This is a genomic window from Bradyrhizobium sp. USDA 4532 (assembly GCF_024171315.1).
Taxonomy (GTDB): Bacteria; Pseudomonadota; Alphaproteobacteria; order Rhizobiales; family Xanthobacteraceae; genus Bradyrhizobium; species Bradyrhizobium australafricanum.
This window is the reverse complement of sequence record NZ_JALJZN010000001.1, coordinates 1379858-1398747: the sequence shown is the minus strand read 5'-3', so window position 1 is coordinate 1398747 and position 18890 is coordinate 1379858. Positions and strand designations below refer to the sequence as shown.

The window sequence follows — 18890 nt, the reverse complement described above, 5'->3', positions numbered from 1 at the left end:
CTAGCGCCGGCGCCTCCGGAAATCCCGCTTCTTCGGTTTTGGCGCCAATTCCGGCAATTTGGCCTGCACTTCGCGGAACCTCGCCAGCATCCGCTCGAAACTGCCTGACAACGTTGCGGCAATGTCCGGCCGCTTCTCCAGCCCCGCCAGCAGGATCGCGGCCGCCTCAATGGTGGACAGGCCGTCGCGGCGCGGTTCCCGCCGCAGTCTGCCGTAGAGCGAGGGCCGTTTCGGCCCGAGAATCACCCGCTGACACTTCAGCATCCAGGCATTGCGCCACCACAGCGCCTTGGCCTGGCTCCAGGTGCCGTCGAGCAGCACGATGCCCTCGATGTCGGAGAGGATGGCGCGCTGATGCGGCTCGAGCTCGCCCTTGCGGTTGATCGCAACGATCTCGGCATCGGTCTCGAGGTCTTCGACCTTGGCGGAGCCGAGATAGAGCGCCGCCCAGCGTGACGGATCGGGTACCGGCCGGCCGAGCGCCTTGGCCAGGCTCGGCCAGGACAGCCCGATCCGCACCACGGCGTTTTCGAAATGCTGTGCCAACAGTCGCGCGGTGCCGAGCGCCCTGTCCTGCTCCTGCGGATGGATCAGGATCAGGAGCTGGATGCGGCTCTCGATCGGCGTGACGCTGTCGCAGATGCACAGCGGCAACGGCTTGCCGCAATGCGCGCACTCCTCGATCTCGGCGACAATATCGGTTTTTGCTTCGGTCGGTTCGGACATCGCTCCGCTATACGCTTGCAATCGTGCAATTCAAACTATTCCGCGGGTGCGTGCACGCCTGACGGCTCGCGGCGCTGGCGCAGCCGGTCGATCAAGAGATAGATCACCGGTGTCGTGTAGAGCGTCAGGATCTGCGACACGAACAGGCCGCCGATGATGGTGATGCCGAGCGGCCGGCGCAGCTCGGTGCCCGGGCCGGTCGCAATGACCAGCGGAATGCCGGCGAACAGCGCGGCCATCGTCGTCATCAGGATGGGACGGAAGCGCGCGCGGCAGGCCTCGAAGATCGCGTCCCGCGACGACAGGCCCTGATGCCGCTCGGCCTCGAGCGCGAAATCGACCATCATGATGCCGTTCTTCTTGACGATGCCGATCAACAGGATGATGCCGACGAAGGCGATCACCGTCAGCGGCGTGTTGGTCACCTGCAAGGCGAGCAAGGCGCCGAGCCCGGCCGAAGGCAGGGTCGAGATGATCGTGATCGGATGCGCCAGGCTCTCATAGAGCACGCCGAGCACGATATACATCGCGACCAGCGCGCCGAGGATCAGGAGCGGCTGCCGCCCGCTGGTCTTGTTGAAGTCGCCGGCATTGCCGTCGAAGCTGCCGCGAATGCCCTCGGGCATGTGCAGCTCGTCGACCGCCTGCTGGATGTTCGTCGTCGCCACCTCCAGCGGCACGTCCGGCAGCAGGTTGAACGACACCGTGGTCGAGGGGAAGCCGCCGGAGTGATAGACCGCGAGCGCCGACAATCCACGCTGGTAGTGCACCAGCGCCGACAGCGGCACCTGCACGTCGTTGGCGCCGGCAACGTAGATGCGCTCGAGGTTCGACGGATCGCTCTGGAATTTCGGATCGATCTCGAGCACTACCATGTACTGGTTGCGCTGGGTGTAGATGTACGAGATCTGCCGCTGCGAGAAGGCGTTGTTGAGCGCATTGTCGATGTCCTGCACGCGGACGCCGAGGCTGGAGGCGGTCTTGCGGTTGATCACGAGGTTGAGCTGTAGCCCGCCGGGATCGCGGTCGGAGGAGACGTCCGTGATGCCCTCCACCGTTTCCATGCGCTTGGCGATGATCGGCGCCCATTTCTGCAGCAGCTCGAGATCGGTCGAGGCGAGCGTGTACTGGTAGTCTGAATCGCTCTGCCGGCCGCCGGTGCGAATGTCCTGTGCGGCGAACATGAACAGGCGGATGCCCGGCACCATGAACAGGTTGCGGCGCAGCCGGTCGATCACCTGCGCGGTCGACAGGCCTCCCCGCTCCTCCGGCGGCTTCAGGCTGATGTACATGATGCCGCGGTTGGAGGTGGCGCCGCCCGGGCCGCCGCCGGAACCGACTGACGAGCCGATGCCGGCGACAGCGGGGTCGGCCATCACGATGTCGGCGAGCCGCTGCTGCAGCTGAAGCATCGCCTGGAACGAGATATCCGCCGACGCCCGCGTCGAGCCGATCACGAAGCCGCTGTCGTCGGTCGGAAAATAGCCCTTCGGCGTCTTGATGTAGAGCGTCACCGTCAGCGCGACGGTGGCGAAGAACACCACCAGGGTCAGGAAGGGATAGCCGAGCACGATTCGCAGCGTCGCTGCGTAGAACGCCACGACACGGGACAGCGTGCCCTCGATGACGCGATCGTACCAGGTGGCATGATCGGAGGTCGCCTCCCTGATGTAATGCGCGCAGATCATCGGTGTGATGGTCAGCGACACCACGGTCGAAACCGCGATCGCGAACACCAGCGTCAGCGAGAATTCGCGCAGCAGGCGCCCGACGATGCCATCCATGAAGATCAGCGGCGTGAAGGCCGCGATCAGCGACAGCGAGATCGACAGCACCGTGAAGCCGATCTGCTTGGCGCCTTCGACCGCGGCCGGATACGGCGCCATGCCCTGCTCGAGATTGCGGTACATGTTCTCGATCATCACGATGGCGTCGTCGACCACGAAGCCGACGGAGATCGCCAGCGCCATCAGCGACAGATTGTCGATCGAGAAGCCGGCGAGCCACATCCCGGCGCAGGTGCCCGCCAGCGCCAGCGGCACCGACACGCCGGCGGCGATCGTCGGCACCACCCGGCGCAGGAACACGAACACCACGATCATCACAAGCACTGCGGTCGCCAGCAGCGTGAACTGCATGTCCTCGACGCTGGCGCGGATCGTTCCGGTGCGATCGACCAGGGTGGAGATCTCGACGCCCGCCGGAATCCATTTCTTCAGTTCCGGCAGCATCCTGCGAACGCCGTCGACGGTGTCGATGACGTTGGCGTCGCCCTGCTTGGTGATCTGGATCAGCACCGCCGGCTGCTTGTTGAACCAGGCGATCGAGCGCGAGTTGCGCACGGAATCCTCGACCTCGGCGACGTCGGCGAGGCGGACGTAATTGCCGTTCGAGCTTTTGATGACAATGTCGCGGAATTCGGCGGCGGTGCGCATCTGCTTGTTGATCGAGAGCGTCTCGCTCAGCCGGCCGCCATTGAAGATGCCGACCGGCCCCAGCGGGTTGGCATTGATGATCGCGAGCCGGACGTCGTCGGTCGCGATCCCGGCGTTCGCCAGGGACACCGGGTTGAGCGCGATGCGCACCGCTGGCTGGTCGGCCCCGCTGACGGTCACCTCGCCCACTCCCGGCACCTGCGAGATGCGCTGCGCCAGCACCGTGTCGGCGACGTCGTACATCGCGCTAGTCGAGATCGTCTTCGAGGTCAGCGCCAGCACGAATACCGGCGACGCGGCCGGGTTGGCCTTGCGGAACCTGGGCAGCGACGGCAGGTCGCTCGGCAGATCGGCGAGCGAGGCGTTGATCGCGGCCTGCACGTCGCGCGCGGCGCGGTCGATATTGCGGCCGATCGAGAACTGCACCTGGATGCTGGTGGTGCCGAGTGAGCTCGTCGAGGTGATCTGGTCGACGCCCGAAATGGTGCCGAGCTTGCGCTCCAACGGTGCGGCGACGGTCGCGGCCATTACGGAGGGATCGGCCCCTGGCCTGGACGCCGACACCCGAATGGTCGGGAAATCGACATTCGGAACCGACGACACCGGCAGGAACTGGTAGGCGACGATCCCGACCAGGAACAGCCCGATCGCAAGCAGTGTGGTGCCCACCGGCCTACGGATGAAGGGCTCCGAGATCGAGATCACTGCATGCCCTCGGTGGCGCCCGCTATCGGCGGGCCGCTGGGACCCGGCTCCGGCACGGCCCGCTCGATCCGGCGGTTGAGGCGGTCGAGCGCCAGATAGATCACCGGCGTGGTGTAGAGCGTCAGCAGCTGGCTCAACAGCAGGCCGCCGATGATCGAGATACCGAGCGGGAAGCGCAGTTCCGCGCCGGTGCCGCTTTCGATCGCGAGCGGCAGCGCGCCGAACAGCGCCGCCAGCGTCGTCATCATGATCGGGCGGAAGCGCAGCAGGCAGGCCTGCACGATGGCGTCATAGGACGACATGCCCTGGTGACGCTCGGCCTCCAGCGCGAAGTCGATCATCATGATCGCGTTCTTCTTGACGATACCCATCAACAGGATGATGCCGATCAGGCCGATCACCGAGAGGTCCTGCCCGCACAGCATCAAGGCGAGGATGGCGCCGACGCCGGCCGAGGGCAGCGTCGAGAGGATGGTGATCGGATGGATATAGCTCTCATAGAGCACGCCGAGCACGATGTAGATCGTGATGATCGCCGCCAGGATCAGCCAGGGCTGGCCGGCGAGCGAGCGCGAGAATTCGGCGGCGTCGCCGGAATAGATCCCGACGATGCTGCGGGGCATTCCGATCCTGCTCTCGATCGCCTTCACGGCCGCGACCGCGTCGCCCAGCGCCTCGCCCGGCGCCAGGTTGAAGCTGAGCGAGACCGACGGGAATTGCGCCTGGTGCGAGATCGCGAGCGGCGCCGTGGTCCGGACCAGCGTCGCCACCGCCGACAGCGGCACCTGCGCGCCGTTGGCGCCGGGCAGATAGAGCTTGTCGAGAATCGACGGGTCGCGCTGATACATCGGCAGCGCTTCGAGCACGACGCGGTACTGGTTGGCCTGGCCGTAGATCGTCGATATCTGCCGCTGCGCGAAGGCATCGTTCAGCGTGTCGGTGACGCCCTGCAGACTGACGCCGAGCTGGCCGGCACGCTGGCGATTGACGTCGAGCGCCGCGCGCAGGCCGCCCTCCTGCGCCTCCGAGGAGACATCGCGGAAGATCGGGTCGCGCCGCATCTCGGCGACGAGCTTTTGCGCCCATTGCGAGACCTCGGCGGCGTCGGTCGCGGTCAGCGTGTACTGGTATTGCGAGCGGCTCGACTGGGTCGAGATCTGCACATCCTGCACCGGCTGGAAGTACACCGTCATGCCGGGCACCGTCGCGATCTTCTCCTTCAGCCGCTCGATCACCTTGACGACGCCCTCGCGCCGCTGGTCGAGCGGCTTCAGCGTCATCACCAGACGGCCGACATTGGTGGTCGGATTGACCGAGCCCGAACCGATCACCGAGACAACGCCGACCACATCAGGATCGGCCTTGATGATGTTTGAGACCGCGCTCTGCCGCCGCTGCATCTCGGCGAACGAGACGTCGGGTCCGGCCTCGGTCACCGCCGTGATCGATGAGGTGTCCTGCAGCGGCAGAAAACCCTTCGGCGCCAGCACATACATGATCAGCGTCAGTGCGATGGTCGCGAACGTCACCAGCAGCGTCGCGCGCTGGCGCCGCAGCACCCAGAGCAGCGTCCGATGGTAGAACTCCACCATGCGGTCGATGAAACGGCTGACCGCGGCGAGGCCCGGGACCGCCATCTCCTCATGGATGTTCTTGAGCAGCCGCGAGCACATCATCGGCGTCAATGTCAGCGAGACGATCGCCGAGGTCACGACCGCGATCGTCAAGGTGAGCGCGAATTCGCGGAACATGCGGCCAACCAGGCCGGACATGAACAGCAGCGGGATGAACACCGCGATCAGCGACACCGTCAGCGAGATCACGGTGAAGCCGATCTCGCTGGCCCCCTTCAGCGAGGCCTCCATCACCGTTTCGCCGTCTTCCATGTGGCGGACGATGTTCTCGATCATGACGATGGCGTCGTCGACCACGAATCCGGTTCCGATGGTCAGCGCCATCAGCGACAGATTGTCGAGGCTGAAGCCCGCGAAATACATGATGCCGAAGCTCGTGATCAGCGACAGCGGCAGCGCAACGCCGGCGATCAGGGTCGCGCGCAGCGACCGCAGGAACAGGAGCACCACCAGCGTCACAAGCACGACGCTCAGGATCAGCGTGAACTGCACGTCGCGCACCGAGGCGCGGATCGTCACGGTACGGTCGGAGACGATGGTCAGCTTGACGCCGGCCGGGACCGCGCGCTGCAGCCGCGGGATTTCGGCGCGGATCTGCTTGACGACGTCGATGACATTGGCGCCCGGCTGGCGCTGGATGTCGATGATGACGGCCGGCGTGCCCTGGTACCAGCCGCCGGTGCGGTCGTTCTCCAGGCCATCGACGATCTGGGCGACGTCGCCGATCGTGACCGGCGAGCCGTTGCGATAGGCGATGATGATCGGCCGGTAGGCGTCGGCGGCGGCGATCTGATCGTTGGCGGCGATGGTGTAGGACTGCTGGGCACCGTCGAGCGATCCCTTCGGCCCCGACACGTTGGCACCGGCGATCGCGTTGCGGAGATCCTCCATCGCGATGCCGTAGGCCGCGAGCCGGGCCAGATCGGCCTGCACGCGCACCGCCGGCTTCAATCCACCGAGGATCGAGACCCGGCCGACGCCGGAAATCTGACTCAGCCGTTGACCCAGGATGGTGTCGGCGAGATCGCTCATCGCCCGCAGCGAGATCGTCTCCGAGGTCAGCGCCAGCGTCATCACCGGCGCGTCCGCCGGGTTCACCTTGGCGTAGACAGGCGGATACGGCAGCGTCTTCGGCAATATGCCGGCGGCCGCATTGATCGCGGCCTGCACATCCTGCGTGGCGCCGTCGATGTCGCGGTTGAGGTCGAACTGCAACGAGATCTGGCTGACGCCGAACGAGCTCGTCGAGTTCATCGACGACAGCGACGGGATCTGCCCGAGCTGCCGCTCCAGCGGCGCCGTGATCAGCGAGGCCACCACGTCGGGGCTGGCGCCGGGCAGTTGCGTCGTCACCTGCACGGTCGGGAAGTCGACCTGCGGCAGCGCCGAGACCGGCAGCGCCCAATAGCCGAGCGCACCGCCGATCATCAGGGCGATGCCGAGCAGCGAGGTGGCGATCGGCCGGCGGATGAACGGTTCGGAGACGCTCATGGCTGCGTGCTCGCTGTTAGATCGGACATTACGAAGTCAGGATGCCGGTCATGGCTGCGCCTTCGGCGCGCCGCCCGACTGTTCGCCCCCTGCTGCTGGCGCGGGCGCCGGTCCGGTCTGCCCCTTCTGATCGCCTTCGCTATGCTCGTGCCGGCCGCGATGCTCGCCGTCCTTGCCCTGCCAGTCTTTCTTACCGTCCTTGCCTTGACCTTCGCCTTGCGCCCCGCGCTTGCCGTCAGGGTTGCGGCTGCGCTTGCGCGGCGCGAGATCGGCGGCCGGCGGCCCGTCGTCCTTGCCGACCACGACCTTCGCGCCATCGGCGAGATTGGCAAAGCCGGTCGTCACGACGCGGTCCGACGTGGTCAGGCCGCTGGCGATCACGGCGTCATGCTCGTTCTGCTGCGTGACCGTGACCGGCTTGGCGGTGACGATATCGCCCTCACCGATCACGTAGCTGAACGTGCCGGCGGGACCGCGCTGCACCGCGGAGGTCGGCACCACGATCGCCTGCGGCAGGGTCTCGACCTTGAGGCGGACATTGACGAACTGGCCGGGCCAGAGCTGGTAGCTGGCATTGGGGAATTCCGCCTTCAGCTTCAGCGTGCCGGTGGTCGGATCGACCTGGTTGTCGATGCCGGTCAGCTTGCCGGTATCGATCACGGTGACGCCGTCATTGCCGAACACGTCGACCGCGAGTTGGCCCTTCGCGGCCGCGGCGTTGACCCGCATGATCTGCTGCTGCGGCAGGCTGAACCATACTGCGATCGGCTGCAGCTGGGTCAGGATGACGAGCCCCGTGGTATCGGCGGCGTGGATGATGTTGCCCTGGTCGACCTGGCGAAGGCCGGCGCGCCCCGCGATCGGCGCGACGATCTTGGTATAGCCGAGCGTGGCGCGCGCATTGTCGATCTGGGCCTGGTCGGCCTTGATGATGGCCTGCTGCTGCGCGACCAGCGCTCGCTGCGTATCGGCCTGCTGCTTCGAGCCCGCGTTGGTGGCAGCGAGCTGCTCATAGCGGGCAAGATCGATCTTCTGATTGGCGAGCAGCGCTTCGTCCTTGGCCTTCGTGGCCACCGCCTGGTCGTATTGCGCCTGATAGATCGCCGGATCGATCTCGCCCAGAACGTCGTCCTTCTTGACGTCCTGGCCCTCGACGAAATTCACCTTGAGCAGCTTGCCGTCGACCTGCGAGCGCACGGTCACGGTATTCAGCGCCCTCACCGAACCGACGCCGTCGAGATAGACCGGCACGTCATGCACCTGCGGCGTGGCCGCCAGCACCGGCACCGGCAGGTCAGGCCGCCCGCCCGCGCCGCGCCCGCCGCCGCCATTTTGCTTGGGCTGGAAGGCGAGCCAGCCGAGATAGCCGAGCCCGCCGAGGATCACGAGCGTGATGAGCAAGGACACCATGCGCCCCAGCACGCGCGAGAGAAGGCTCCGCTTGCGCGGCGCCGTGCGTTTCTCGTCGTCCGTCGAGTCGGGCTTAAAGAGCATCGACCGGTCTTTCCATCTTCGGTTCCCAGCCGCCCCCTAATGCTTGATATAGGCTCACGATCGCCAATAGCCGGGCCAGTTGGGCCTGCGAATAGGCATCTTCCGCCTGGAACAGGGTCAGCTGCGTGTTTAGCACAGTTACGATATCGGCGGTGCCGGCCTTGAGCTGCTGCTCGGCGAGCTCGAAGGCGCGCCGCGACGACGACAGCACGTCGCGCTGCAGCTGCAGCCGGCGCGTGGTCTCGCGGATCGCGACCAGCGCATTGTCGACGTCGGTGAACGACTGCACCACCGTCTTGCGGTAGGTCTGCAGCAACTCGTCCTGCTTGGCCTTGGTGTATTCGAAATTGCCGAGGATCCGGCCGCCGTCGAAGATCGGCTGGGTCATGCTGCCGACCAGGTTGAAGAAGGCGGCATGCGGCTGGAACAGCGAGACCAGCGCCTGGCTCTGGTAGCCGCCCGTCCCGGTCAGCTGGATGCTCGGGAAGAACTGCGCCCGCGCGCTGCCGACATTGGCGGTGGCGGATGCAAGCTGCGCCTCCTGCCGGCGGATGTCGGGACGCTGGGTCAGCAATTCAGACGGCAGGCCCGGCGTAACGCGCGGGATCGCAACGGCGTTGAGCGAGCCGCCGGAGACGCGCACGCTTTCCGGCGGTCGCGACACCAGCACCGCGAGCGCATTGATGCTCTGGTCGAGCGTCTGCCGCAGCGGCGGCACTAGCGCGCGCTGGTTGGCGAGCACAGTCTCCTGCTGCGCGACGTCGAGATCGGAGCCGGTGCCGGCCTTGAAGCGCTCCTTGATCGCATTGAGGATGCGCTCGGCGCTGGCGATGTTGCGCTGCGCGGTGCGCAGCCGGTCCTGCGTCGCGAGCACGGTGAAATAAGCATTGGCGACGCTCGCCAGCGTGGTCAGCGCCACCACCTCGCGGTCGAACCGGTTGGCAACGGCGGTCTCCTCCGCCGCCTGCGCGGCGTCGCGGTTCTGGCCCCAGAAGTCGAGCTGATAGCTGGCGCTCAGCGAGGCGTTGTAGTTCACCACCTCGCGCCCGCCATTGGTGAGGCCGCTGGCGCTGGAGCCGGAGGTGCGCGAGTAGGTTTCCGATCCGTTGAGATTGAGGGTCGGCAGCAGCGCCGCGCCGGCCTGCCGCGCCAGCGCGTCGGCCTGGCGGAAGCGCGCAACCGCAGCGGCGATGTCGAGGTTGACGGTCTGCGCCTCCTCCATCAGCTGCGTCAGCTCCTTGGAGCGGAAGCCCCGCCACCAATCGAGCGTCGGAAGCGCGTCGCCCGGCCGGCCGAGACGCACGGCCTTGTAGCCCTGCGGCACGTCGAGCGCAGGATCCGGGATGTCCTGGGTCAGAATGCAGCCGGCAGAACCAACGACCAGGCCGAGCGCAACGAGCGAACGTGCCGCGAGCCGGCGCACGCGGGCGGCGAGGCCGAACCGGCCTCCAGGCACCATCACGGACATGGGCTGGGTCACACCCGTTCTCCGCCGAAGCCAGACTTCGCCCGTGGCGCACGAATGACGCGTTCAGCGATGGTCTGGGTGACGTTCACGGGGGTATGCTTCAAATGGAACCTGCCTGTCCCATCCTACCCTTGGGACCATGGGGCGGACAGCCCCGTCACAATTGCGCGGCGTCGCATCGCAAGCGATTCGTGGCTACCTTGAATGCCGACTTTTCCCTATTTTTTACGGCATTTCCGCGCTTTTCGGCCCGGTGCCGGAAGTCACGATTCTTACAAAGATTTCATGGGGATTTCTCGGCTCCTGTTGCATTGAATCCGCAAGATGTGCCGGCGCGGCGCCAGACTCGCGCCACTGCGCACCGCGCCGTCAGGTCTTGATTGGCCGAGAGCGCGCAACTCATGCAAAACCGCGGACCACAGGATGATTCTGCTGGCCGACCCGACCGCCGCAAAACGGCGTTCTCCCCAAGCTCGAGACATCCGCGCGTGCGAGGTCAAGCGTGTTGAACCCGTCTTTTGCCGCAGTGCAAAAGCCCTTCCCTTTTTCGATCAGCACACTAGGTTCGCCAAGCAAGACCCAGCCCGGCAAAGAAATTCCCCGACATGATATTCAACAAAGACGTCATCGAAGCGATTGGCAACACCCCGCTCATCAAGCTGAAACGCGCGTCCGAACTGACCGGCTGCACCATTCTCGGCAAGGCCGAATTCATGAACCCGGGCCAGTCGGTGAAGGATCGTGCCGGCAAATGGATGATCCTGGAGGCCGAGAGGCGCGGCACGCTGAAGCCCGGCGGCCTCGTGGTCGAGTCGACCGCGGGCAATACCGGGATCGGGCTTGCTGTCGTGGCGAGTGCGCGCGGCTACCGCACCCTGATCGTCATTCCGGAGACGCAGAGCCAGGAAAAGAAGGACATGCTGCGGCTGTGCGGTGCCGAGCTGGTCGAGGCGCCGGCGCTGCCTTTCGCCAATCCGAACAACTATCAGCATCTCGGCAGGCGTCTCGCGGAGCAGCTGCGCAAGACCGAACCGAACGGCGTGCTGTTTGCCGACCAGTGGAACAACCTCGACAATCCCAAGGCGCATTACGACTCGACCGGACCGGAAATCTGGCAGCAGACCGACGGCAAGGTCGACGGCTTCATCTGCTCGGTCGGCACCGGCGGCACGCTTGCCGGCATCAGCCGCTACCTGAAGGAAAAGAACCCGGCCGTCGTCACCGCCTGTGCCGATCCGCACGGCTTCGGGATGTACGAACTGTTCAAGAATGGGCAGGTCAAATCGACGCCGGGCGATTCGATCACGGAAGGCATCGGGCTCGGACGCGTCACGCCGGTGGTCGAGACGGCGAAGGTCGACACCGCGTTCCTGATCTCCGACGAGGAAGCCGTGACCATCATCTATGAGCTTTTGGAGCACGAAGGCCTGTGCCTCGGCGGCTCGACCGGCGTCAACATCGCGGGCGCGATCCAGCTCGCCAAGCAGCTCGGCCCCGGCAAGACCATCGTCACCATCCTCTGCGACTCCGGCAACCGCTATCAGTCCAAGCTGTTCAACCCGGCCTTCATGCGCTCGAAGAACCTGCCGGTCCCGGAATGGCTGGAAAAGCGCAGCAAGATCGAGCTGCCGCTGGTCTAGGGAGCGAATGCGTCCCCGCAGACGTCATTGCGAGGAGCTATTGCGACGAAGCAATCCATGCTTCCGATGCGGAGGATTGGATTGCTTCGCGGAGCCTGTCATCCGGCGGCGCTTTGCGCCGACCGGGTGGCTCGCAATGACGGCAGAAATCACCGCAGAATCTGGCTCAGGAACAGCTTCGACCGCGCGTGCTGCGGGTTGGCGAAGAATTCCTGCGGCGTGTTCGATTCGATGATCTGGCCCGCGTCCATGAACACGACGCGGTTGGCGACCTCGCGGGCAAAGCCCATTTCGTGGGTCACGACCAGCATGGTCATGCCCTCCTTGGCAAGATCGACCATGGTGTCGAGCACTTCCTTGACCATCTCCGGGTCGAGCGCCGAGGTCGGCTCGTCGAACAGCATCACCTTCGGGTTCATGGTCAGCGCGCGGGCGATCGCAACGCGCTGCTGCTGACCGCCCGACATCTGGCCGGGAAACTTGTTGGCCTGATGCGGGATCTTGACCCGCTCGAGGAACTTCATCGCGGTGGCCTCGGCATCCTTCTTCGGGATGTTGCGCACCCAGATCGGCGCCAGCGTGCAATTGTCGAGCACGGTGAGATGCGGGAACAGGTTGAAGCTCTGGAAAACCATGCCGACCTCGCGGCGGACTTCGTCGACACGGCGAAGGTTCGGGCCGAGGTCGATGCCGTCGACCACGATCTCGCCCTCCTGGAATTCCTCCAGCGCGTTGATGCAGCGGATCAGGGTCGACTTGCCCGAACCGGATGGGCCGCAGATCACGATGCGCTCGCCCTTGCCGACCTCCAGGTTGATGTCGCGCAGCACGTGGAAGTCGCCGTACCATTTGTTGAGAGTGGAAATGTTGACGATCGGGGTTGTGGACATGGTGACCTTGTTCAGTGGCGGCGGTGAGCGTTGAGCCGGTTTTCGACGAACAGCGAGTAGCGCGACATTCCAAAGCAGAACACGAAGTAGATCATTCCAGCGAAGGCGAAGCCGGTAAAGGCCGTGGTCGGCGTCGACCAGGTCGGATCGGAGAACGTCGCGTGCAACGATCCCAAGAGGTCGAACAGTGCGACGATCGAAACCAGCGAGGTGTCCTTGAACAGGGCGATGAAGCTGTTGACGAGACCCGGAATGACGTGGCGCAGCGCCTGCGGCATCACGATCAGCGACGTGGTCTTCCACCAGGACAGGCCGAGCGCGCTCGCCGCCTCGCCCTGCCCGCGCGGGATTGCGGCGAGGCCGCCGCGCACCACCTCGGCCTGATAGGCGCCGGCAAACAGCGCAATGCCGATCAGCGCGCGGACCAGCCCGTCGACGTTGAAGTTGCCCGGCAGGAACAGCGGCAGCATGTAGGTTGCGAAGAACAGCACGGTGATCAGCGGCACGCCGCGCCAGAACTCGATGAAGGCGATCGAGAATATCCGGATCAGCGGAATGGTCGAGCGGCGGCCCAGCGCCAGCGCGATCCCGATCGGCATCGAGGTGACGATGCCGGTGACCGACACCACCAGCGTCACCAGGAGGCCGCCCCACAGCCTGGTATCGACGATAGGCAGTCCGCCGCGGTCGAGCCCCATCAGCTTGATCACGATCGCGATGCCGGCGAAGCTCGCCAGGCTCCCGAGCAGCGCCCGTTGTCCGGTTCGCATGCCGCCGCCGAGGAAAAACAGGATCAGCGAGACGATCGCCGTGGTCAGCAGGAAGTCGAACCACAGCGGCTGGCTCGACAACTGGAGCTGCTCGCGCAGCCAGGTCAACGGAAAGATCAGCCAGCCGATCAGGCTGCCGGCGAGCACGATGATGTTGCCGACGGCCCACAGCAGCGGCCCGATCGCCGAACTCCGGCTGAGATTGACCAGCACCTGACCGGCATTGACGATGCTGTCGTCGAACAGCTGCAACAGGCTCGCCACCCAGCTGACGCCGAAACCAGATAGTCCGCCGCCGCGCAGCAGGAAGAAGGCGATCGCCGGGAACGCGAAGAAGAACAGACTCGCATTCAGGCCCTTCGCCGGCAGGCGCGGAATAAGGAGTGGCAGCAACAGGACGGCCGCAAGGACGAAGGTCAGGTTGACGCGCCAGCGTTCGGCTTCCGGATAGAAGCCGTAGATCAGCTGGGTGAGCTTGGCCTGGATGTAGGGCCAGCAGGCGCCGACCTGACGGCCGGCGGTCTCGGCGAGACACGCATTGCGGTCCTTGCCGCTCCAGACCGCATCGACCAGCAGGAACTTGAACGCGGGAACGATCGTGTACCAGAGCAGCCCCAGCGCCAGGATCGTCAGCAGGATGTTGGTCGGCGAATTCAACAGCCGCGTGCGGATGAAACCGACGAGGCCGGTGGTCTTCACCGGCGCCCGGCGTTCAGGCACCAGGTCCTGCCGGACGAAGGATGACGCGGTGGCGTCGGTCATGCCCCAAGGCTCCGGTTGATGCGCCAGCCATAGACGCTCATGATCGCGCTGGTGACCAGCGAGATCAGCAGGTACACGCCCATGGTGATGGCGATGATCTCGATCGCCTGGCCGGTCTGGCTCAGCGTCGTTCCGGCAAATACCGAGACCAGGTCGGGATAGCCGATCGCGACCGCCAGCGACGAATTCTTGGTCAGGTTGAGGTACTGGTTGGTCAGCGGCGGAACGATGACGCGCATCGCCTGCGGCACGACGATCAGCCGCAAGGTGGTGCCGCGCGACAGGCCGAGCGACGAGCCGGCTTCCATCTGTCCCTTATGGACCGACAGAATGCCGGCGCGGACGATCTCGGCGATGAAGGCCGCCGTATAGGTCGACAGCGCGACCACCAGCGCAACCAGCTCCGGAATCACCCGCGCGCCGCCGGCGAAGTTGAAGCCCTTGAGTTGCGGCAGCTCGAAGGTCACCGGCAGCCCGAACACCAGCATCGTCACCAGTGGCAAGCCAGCCAGCAGGCCGAGTACATAGGGCCAGATCCGGATCGCCTGCCCGCGTTGAAACAGCGCCCGCCTCGCATAGCCGCGCAGCGCCAGCGCGCCTGCGACGCCAATCGCGAGCGCGATCAGAAGCGGATCGAGCCCGGGCTCGCCGATCGGCCGCGGGATCACCAGCCCGCGATTGGAGAGGAAGAAGGCGTTGAACAGCGAGATGCTCTGGCGCGGCCCCGGCAGCGCCGCCAGCACCGCGAGGTACCAGAATAACAGCTGGAACAGCAGCGGCAGATTGCGGACGATCTCGACATAGATCTCGCCGAGCCGCGCCAACAGCCAGTTCGGCGACAGCCGGCACAGCGCAATGATGAAGCCGATGATGGTGGCGAAGACGATGCCAATGCCCGCAACCAGCAGCGTGTTGAGCAGGCCGACGAAGAACACCCGCGTATAGGTGTCCGACCCCGAATACGGGATCAGGTTCAGGCTGACATCAAAGCCCGCATTGTTTTTGAGAAACCCGAACCCGGAGGCAATGCGCTGCGACTCCAGGTTGGCGCGGGCATTGGCCACGATCTCATAGGCGACCCAGGCCAACACCGCCGCGAACACGATCTGCACGGCAAGGCCAGTCCAGCCGGACTGGCCGCCGAGCGCGCGCTTCAGGCGGAAGATGAACTGAGGCGGTGGTTTTCGGGGCTCGGTCGTCATCGCCGCAGCCGCCTCGTCGCCGATCAGCGGATCGGAGGCGCGTACTGGATGCCGCCCTTGTTCCAGAGATTGTTGAGCCCGCGTGCGATCTGCAGCTTCGATCCGACGCCGACGTTGCGATCGTACATCTCGCCGTAATTGCCGACGGCCTTGATGATGCGGGAGAACCAGTCCTTGGTCAGGCCGAGCTGCTCACCGAGATTGCCGTCGGTGCCGAAGGCGCGCTTGAGGTCGGGCTTGTCCGACTTGGCCATCTCGTCGACGTTCTTCTGGGTGACACCGAGTTCCTCGGCATTGATCTGGGCGAACAGCGCCCACTTCACGATGTCGAACCACTGGTCGTCGCCATGGCGAACCATCGGGCCGAGCGGCTCCTTGGAGATGATCTCGGGAAGCACGACGTGGTCGGCCGGGTTGGCGAGCTTCAGCCGCTGCGCATAGAGCTGGGACACGTCGGAGGTGAACACGTCGCAGCGGCCGGTCTCGTAGGCCTTCACGGTCTCGTCGGCACCGGCGAACGCGATCACCTCGTACTTCATGTTGTTACCCTTGAAGTAGTCGGCGAGGTTCTGCTCGGTCGTGGTGCCGGTCTGCACGCAGACCGACGCGCTGTTCAGCTCCAGCGCCGAGTTTACCTTCAGCGACTTCTTCACCAGAAAGCCCTGCCCGTCATAATAGGTCACGCCGGTGAAGTTGGCGCCGAGCGAAGTATCGCGCGACAGCGTCCAGGTGGTGTTGCGCGACAGCACATCGATCTCGCCCGACTGCAGCGCGGTGAAGCGGTCCTTGGCCGACAGCGGCACGAACTTGACCTTGGACGGATCGTCGAAGATCGCCGCCGCGATGCCACGGCAGATGTCGACGTCGATGCCGGTCCAGTTCCCCTTGTCGTCCGGCGACGAGAAGCCCGGCAGGCCGCCGCTGACGCCGCAGGACAGCTGGCCTCGGTCCTTGACCGTCTTGAGGGTTTGCGCCGAGGCGGCCTGGACCGACAGGGCGGCGGCAGCGGCGAGGGTGACAGCCAGGGATACGCGTTTCATGGGCGGGGCCTTTCAGGGTCGTCCGGTGGACGTTTGCATTGTGATCGCCTCGCGTTCACGGGCCATCCCAATGATCCCTTGCAGCAAAAATGCCGATTTGACCGGCAGTTTGACCTGCAAACCGGTCAGGCAACGGATCGTAGGTCGCGGCAGGCCCCTCAACGTGCGGCGACTGGTAGTTGCGCCGCATCACATAGCGACTGACGAGCCGGGTCAAGGGGTTGACGCATGTCTTCTACCTCTTGTTAGTAACACCTCCCGGCCCGGCCCCGCCTTCCCGGCGCGGTACGGCTGCGGCAAAAAGTCTAAAGTTTAACGGCAGCGCTCCATGACCTCCTCCGACGGCTCCACGCCCTCCCACCCGCAACAGGCCGCCACCCGCCTGGTCACGGCCGGCCGCGACACCGAGGCCCAGAAGGGCTTTGTCAATCCGCCGGTGTTTCACGGCTCGACCGTGCTCTATCCGACCGCGGAGGACCTCCACGCCCATCGCGCCGAATTTACCTACGGCCGCCACGGCAGCCCGACCACGCGGGCGCTGCAGGACGTGCTGATGGCGCTGGAAGGCCCGCAATGCGCCGGCGTCGGCCTTGCCCCGTCGGGACTGGCGGCGATCAGCACCACGCTGCTCGCCGTGCTCAAGACCGGCGATCACCTCCTGGTGTGCGACAATGCCTATCGGCCGACCCGCAATTTCTGCGACAACATGCTCAAGCGCTACGGCATCGAGACCAGCTATTTCGATCCGCTGATCGGCGCCGGCATCGAGACGCTGTTCAAGCCGAACACCCGCGCGGTGCTGATCGAAGCGCCCGGCTCGCAGACGTTCGAGATGCCGGACGTGCGGGCGATATCGGCCGTGGCGCACGCCCGCGGCGCGCTCATGATCGACGACAACACCTGGGCGACGCCGCTCTATCACCGCTCGCTCGAACAGGGCGTCGACATCAGCATGCAGGCCGGCACCAAATATATCGGCGGCCACTCCGACATCATGTTCGGCACCATCGCAGCCAATGCGAAAGCCTGGCCGCTGATCCAGGAGGCGATCCGCCTGCTCGGCGTCTGCGCCGGCCCCGACGACGTCTATCTCGCGCTGCGCGGGGTTCGCACGCTATCGGTGCGGCTTGCGCAGCACCACCGCTCCGGACTCGAGATCGCGCGCTGGCTCGGCGCGCGGCCCGAGGTCGATCGCCTGCTGCACCCTGCCCTCGACACCGATCCCGGGCACGCGATCTGGAAACGCGACTTCACCGGCGCCTCCGGGCTGTTCAGCATCGTGCTGAAGCCGGTGCCACAGACCGCGGTCGATGCAATGCTGAACGCGCTCACTTTGTTCGGCATGGGCTTTTCCTGGGGCGGCTTCGAAAGCCTCGCCATCCCGTTCGACTGCAGCGACTATCGCACCGCGACCAAATGGTCGCCGGGCGGGCCGACGCTGCGGCTGCATATCGGGCTCGAGAATCTCGACGACCTCAAGGCCGATCTCGACCGTGGATTTGCGGCGTTGAAGGCCGCGCTCTGATCCTCGCGCCCTGCCACGTTAGACGACATTAACCACGCTCCACCGGCGCTGACGCCGCGTTGCGACCAACGTCGTACGCCTTAAGCACGCGCGATCTCCGGGATTCTGCGGAGATGCAACGGCGCCGATAACTCGCCGTTCACCATCCCCACCAATCCCTTAATTGTCCGGACCTTCCATCAAGTTCCCTTATACTTTTGCGGCCGTAGTGATGCCTCGGGAAGGGCTGTCAGTGCCGCAAGGACGCGATTGCCCTGTGTGAAGGGCATTCAGACAATCGCATGAAAACGGCACGCATCGTGGTCCTCGGCATCGCCGGCGTCGCAGGCCTCGCGGCCATGTATCTCGCGAGCGTTGGCGATCGCAAACCGGCGCCGGTCGCGCCGCCCGTCGCGCAACTGCCGACCGTCGAAGTGCTGGTCGCTAAGTCCGACATCGGGCTCGGTCAATCGGTCAAGGCCGAAGACATCCAGTGGCAGCGCTGGCCGGCCGAAACTGCAAGCAGCGCGTTCATCCGTCACGACGCCAACGCCAATGCCATGAACGACATCATCGGTTCGATCGCACGCGCGCCCTTCATCGTCGGCGAACCGATCCGCGAGCAAAAGCTGGTCAAGGCCAACGGAAGCGGCTTCATGGCCGCGATCCTGCCCTCCGGCATGCGCGCGATTTCCACCGAAATCTCGCCGGAGACGGGCGCCGGCGGCTTCATTCTGCCGAACGACCGCGTCGATGTGATCCTGTCGCGTCGCGACAAGAATCCCGATCAGCAAGGCGGCCGCGATATCGTCACCACTGAAATCCTGCTGTCCAACGTCCGCGTGCTGGCGATCGACCAGGCGCCGAAGGAGAAGGACGGCAACAACTCCCTCGTCGGCAAGACCGTGACCCTCGAGCTCAAGCCCGAACAGGCCGAGACGCTGGCGCGCGCCCGGCAGAGCGGAACGCTGGCGCTGGCGCTGCGCAGCATCGCCGACGTCAACGAGCAGACCGACGAGACCAGAGACCATGCCCCGAAGCGGGGCGAGAGCATCAAGGTGGTGCGCTTCGGCATCCCGAGCTCTCTGACGACACAGAAGTGATGGGGGCTTCGATATGACGACGGGTG

General features: G+C 65.3%; 12 protein-coding genes. 3 read left to right on the top strand and 9 right to left on the bottom strand.

Annotated elements, in window-relative coordinates; all coding sequences use genetic code 11:
- From J2R76_RS06740 to J2R76_RS06720, 5 genes are read right to left on the bottom strand one after another with little or no spacing between them, the layout of a single operon-like run.
- On the bottom strand, positions 1 to 726 hold the full coding sequence (locus tag J2R76_RS06740) for a tRNA-uridine aminocarboxypropyltransferase (RefSeq protein WP_057016563.1): 726 nt from the start codon (positions 724 to 726) through the stop codon (positions 1 to 3).
- Positions 727 to 761: 35 nt separating this feature from the next.
- Entirely contained in the window at positions 762 to 3866 is a 3105-nt protein-coding gene (locus tag J2R76_RS06735) for an efflux RND transporter permease subunit (protein WP_057016562.1), read from the bottom strand.
- Positions 3863 to 6991 carry an efflux RND transporter permease subunit gene (locus tag J2R76_RS06730; RefSeq protein WP_253623858.1) on the bottom strand — a complete coding sequence of 1043 codons (3129 nt, stop codon included), beginning with the start codon at positions 6989 to 6991 and terminating at the stop codon, positions 3863 to 3865. The genes J2R76_RS06735 and J2R76_RS06730 overlap by 4 nt, the downstream gene beginning before the upstream one ends.
- Positions 6992 to 7039: 48 nt before the next feature.
- On the bottom strand, positions 7040 to 8485 hold the full coding sequence (locus tag J2R76_RS06725) for an efflux RND transporter periplasmic adaptor subunit (RefSeq protein ID WP_141340595.1): 1446 nt from the start codon (positions 8483 to 8485) through the stop codon (positions 7040 to 7042).
- Positions 8475 to 9944: an efflux transporter outer membrane subunit gene (locus J2R76_RS06720; protein ID WP_253625993.1), complete on the bottom strand. Its 1470-nt coding sequence runs from the start codon at positions 9942 to 9944 to the stop codon at positions 8475 to 8477. Before J2R76_RS06720 ends, J2R76_RS06725 begins: the two co-directional genes overlap by 11 nt.
- A gap of 614 nt (positions 9945 to 10558) precedes the next feature.
- On the opposite strand from J2R76_RS06720, the gene J2R76_RS06715 reads away from it, so the two are divergent.
- A complete protein-coding gene (locus J2R76_RS06715) occupies positions 10559 to 11593 on the top strand; it encodes a cysteine synthase A (RefSeq protein WP_057016559.1) in 1035 nt (344 codons plus the stop codon).
- Positions 11594 to 11742: 149 nt separating this feature from the next.
- On the opposite strand, the gene J2R76_RS06710 is transcribed toward J2R76_RS06715, so the two are convergent.
- From J2R76_RS06710 to J2R76_RS06695, 4 genes are read right to left on the bottom strand one after another with little or no spacing between them, the layout of a single operon-like run.
- Positions 11743 to 12483 (bottom strand): amino acid ABC transporter ATP-binding protein, encoded by a 741-nt coding sequence (locus J2R76_RS06710; RefSeq protein WP_168856418.1) that lies wholly within the window; start codon positions 12481 to 12483, stop codon positions 11743 to 11745.
- 11 nt (positions 12484 to 12494) lie between these two features.
- On the bottom strand, positions 12495 to 14015 hold the full coding sequence (locus J2R76_RS06705; protein WP_168856419.1) for an amino acid ABC transporter permease: 1521 nt from the start codon (positions 14013 to 14015) through the stop codon (positions 12495 to 12497).
- The gene (locus tag J2R76_RS06700) at positions 14012 to 15217 is read right to left on the bottom strand and encodes an amino acid ABC transporter permease (protein WP_253623857.1); all 1206 of its coding nucleotides are present in this window, start codon (positions 15215 to 15217) and stop codon (positions 14012 to 14014) included. Before J2R76_RS06700 ends, J2R76_RS06705 begins: the two co-directional genes overlap by 4 nt.
- A gap of 23 nt (positions 15218 to 15240) precedes the next feature.
- Complete coding sequence (locus tag J2R76_RS06695) at positions 15241 to 16257, bottom strand: amino acid ABC transporter substrate-binding protein (RefSeq protein ID WP_028339759.1); 1017 nt, start codon at positions 16255 to 16257, stop codon at positions 15241 to 15243.
- 328 nt (positions 16258 to 16585) lie between these two features.
- Here J2R76_RS06695 and metC point away from each other — a divergent pair, with 328 nt between their 5' ends.
- Both metC and cpaB read left to right on the top strand, forming a co-directional pair.
- Complete coding sequence (gene metC / locus J2R76_RS06690; RefSeq protein ID WP_253623856.1) at positions 16586 to 17782, top strand: cystathionine beta-lyase; 1197 nt, start codon at positions 16586 to 16588, stop codon at positions 17780 to 17782.
- Between the two features lie 281 nt (positions 17783 to 18063).
- Complete coding sequence (gene cpaB / locus J2R76_RS06685; protein WP_057016555.1) at positions 18064 to 18864, top strand: Flp pilus assembly protein CpaB; 801 nt, start codon at positions 18064 to 18066, stop codon at positions 18862 to 18864.
- The last annotated feature ends 26 nt before the right edge of the window (positions 18865 to 18890 follow it).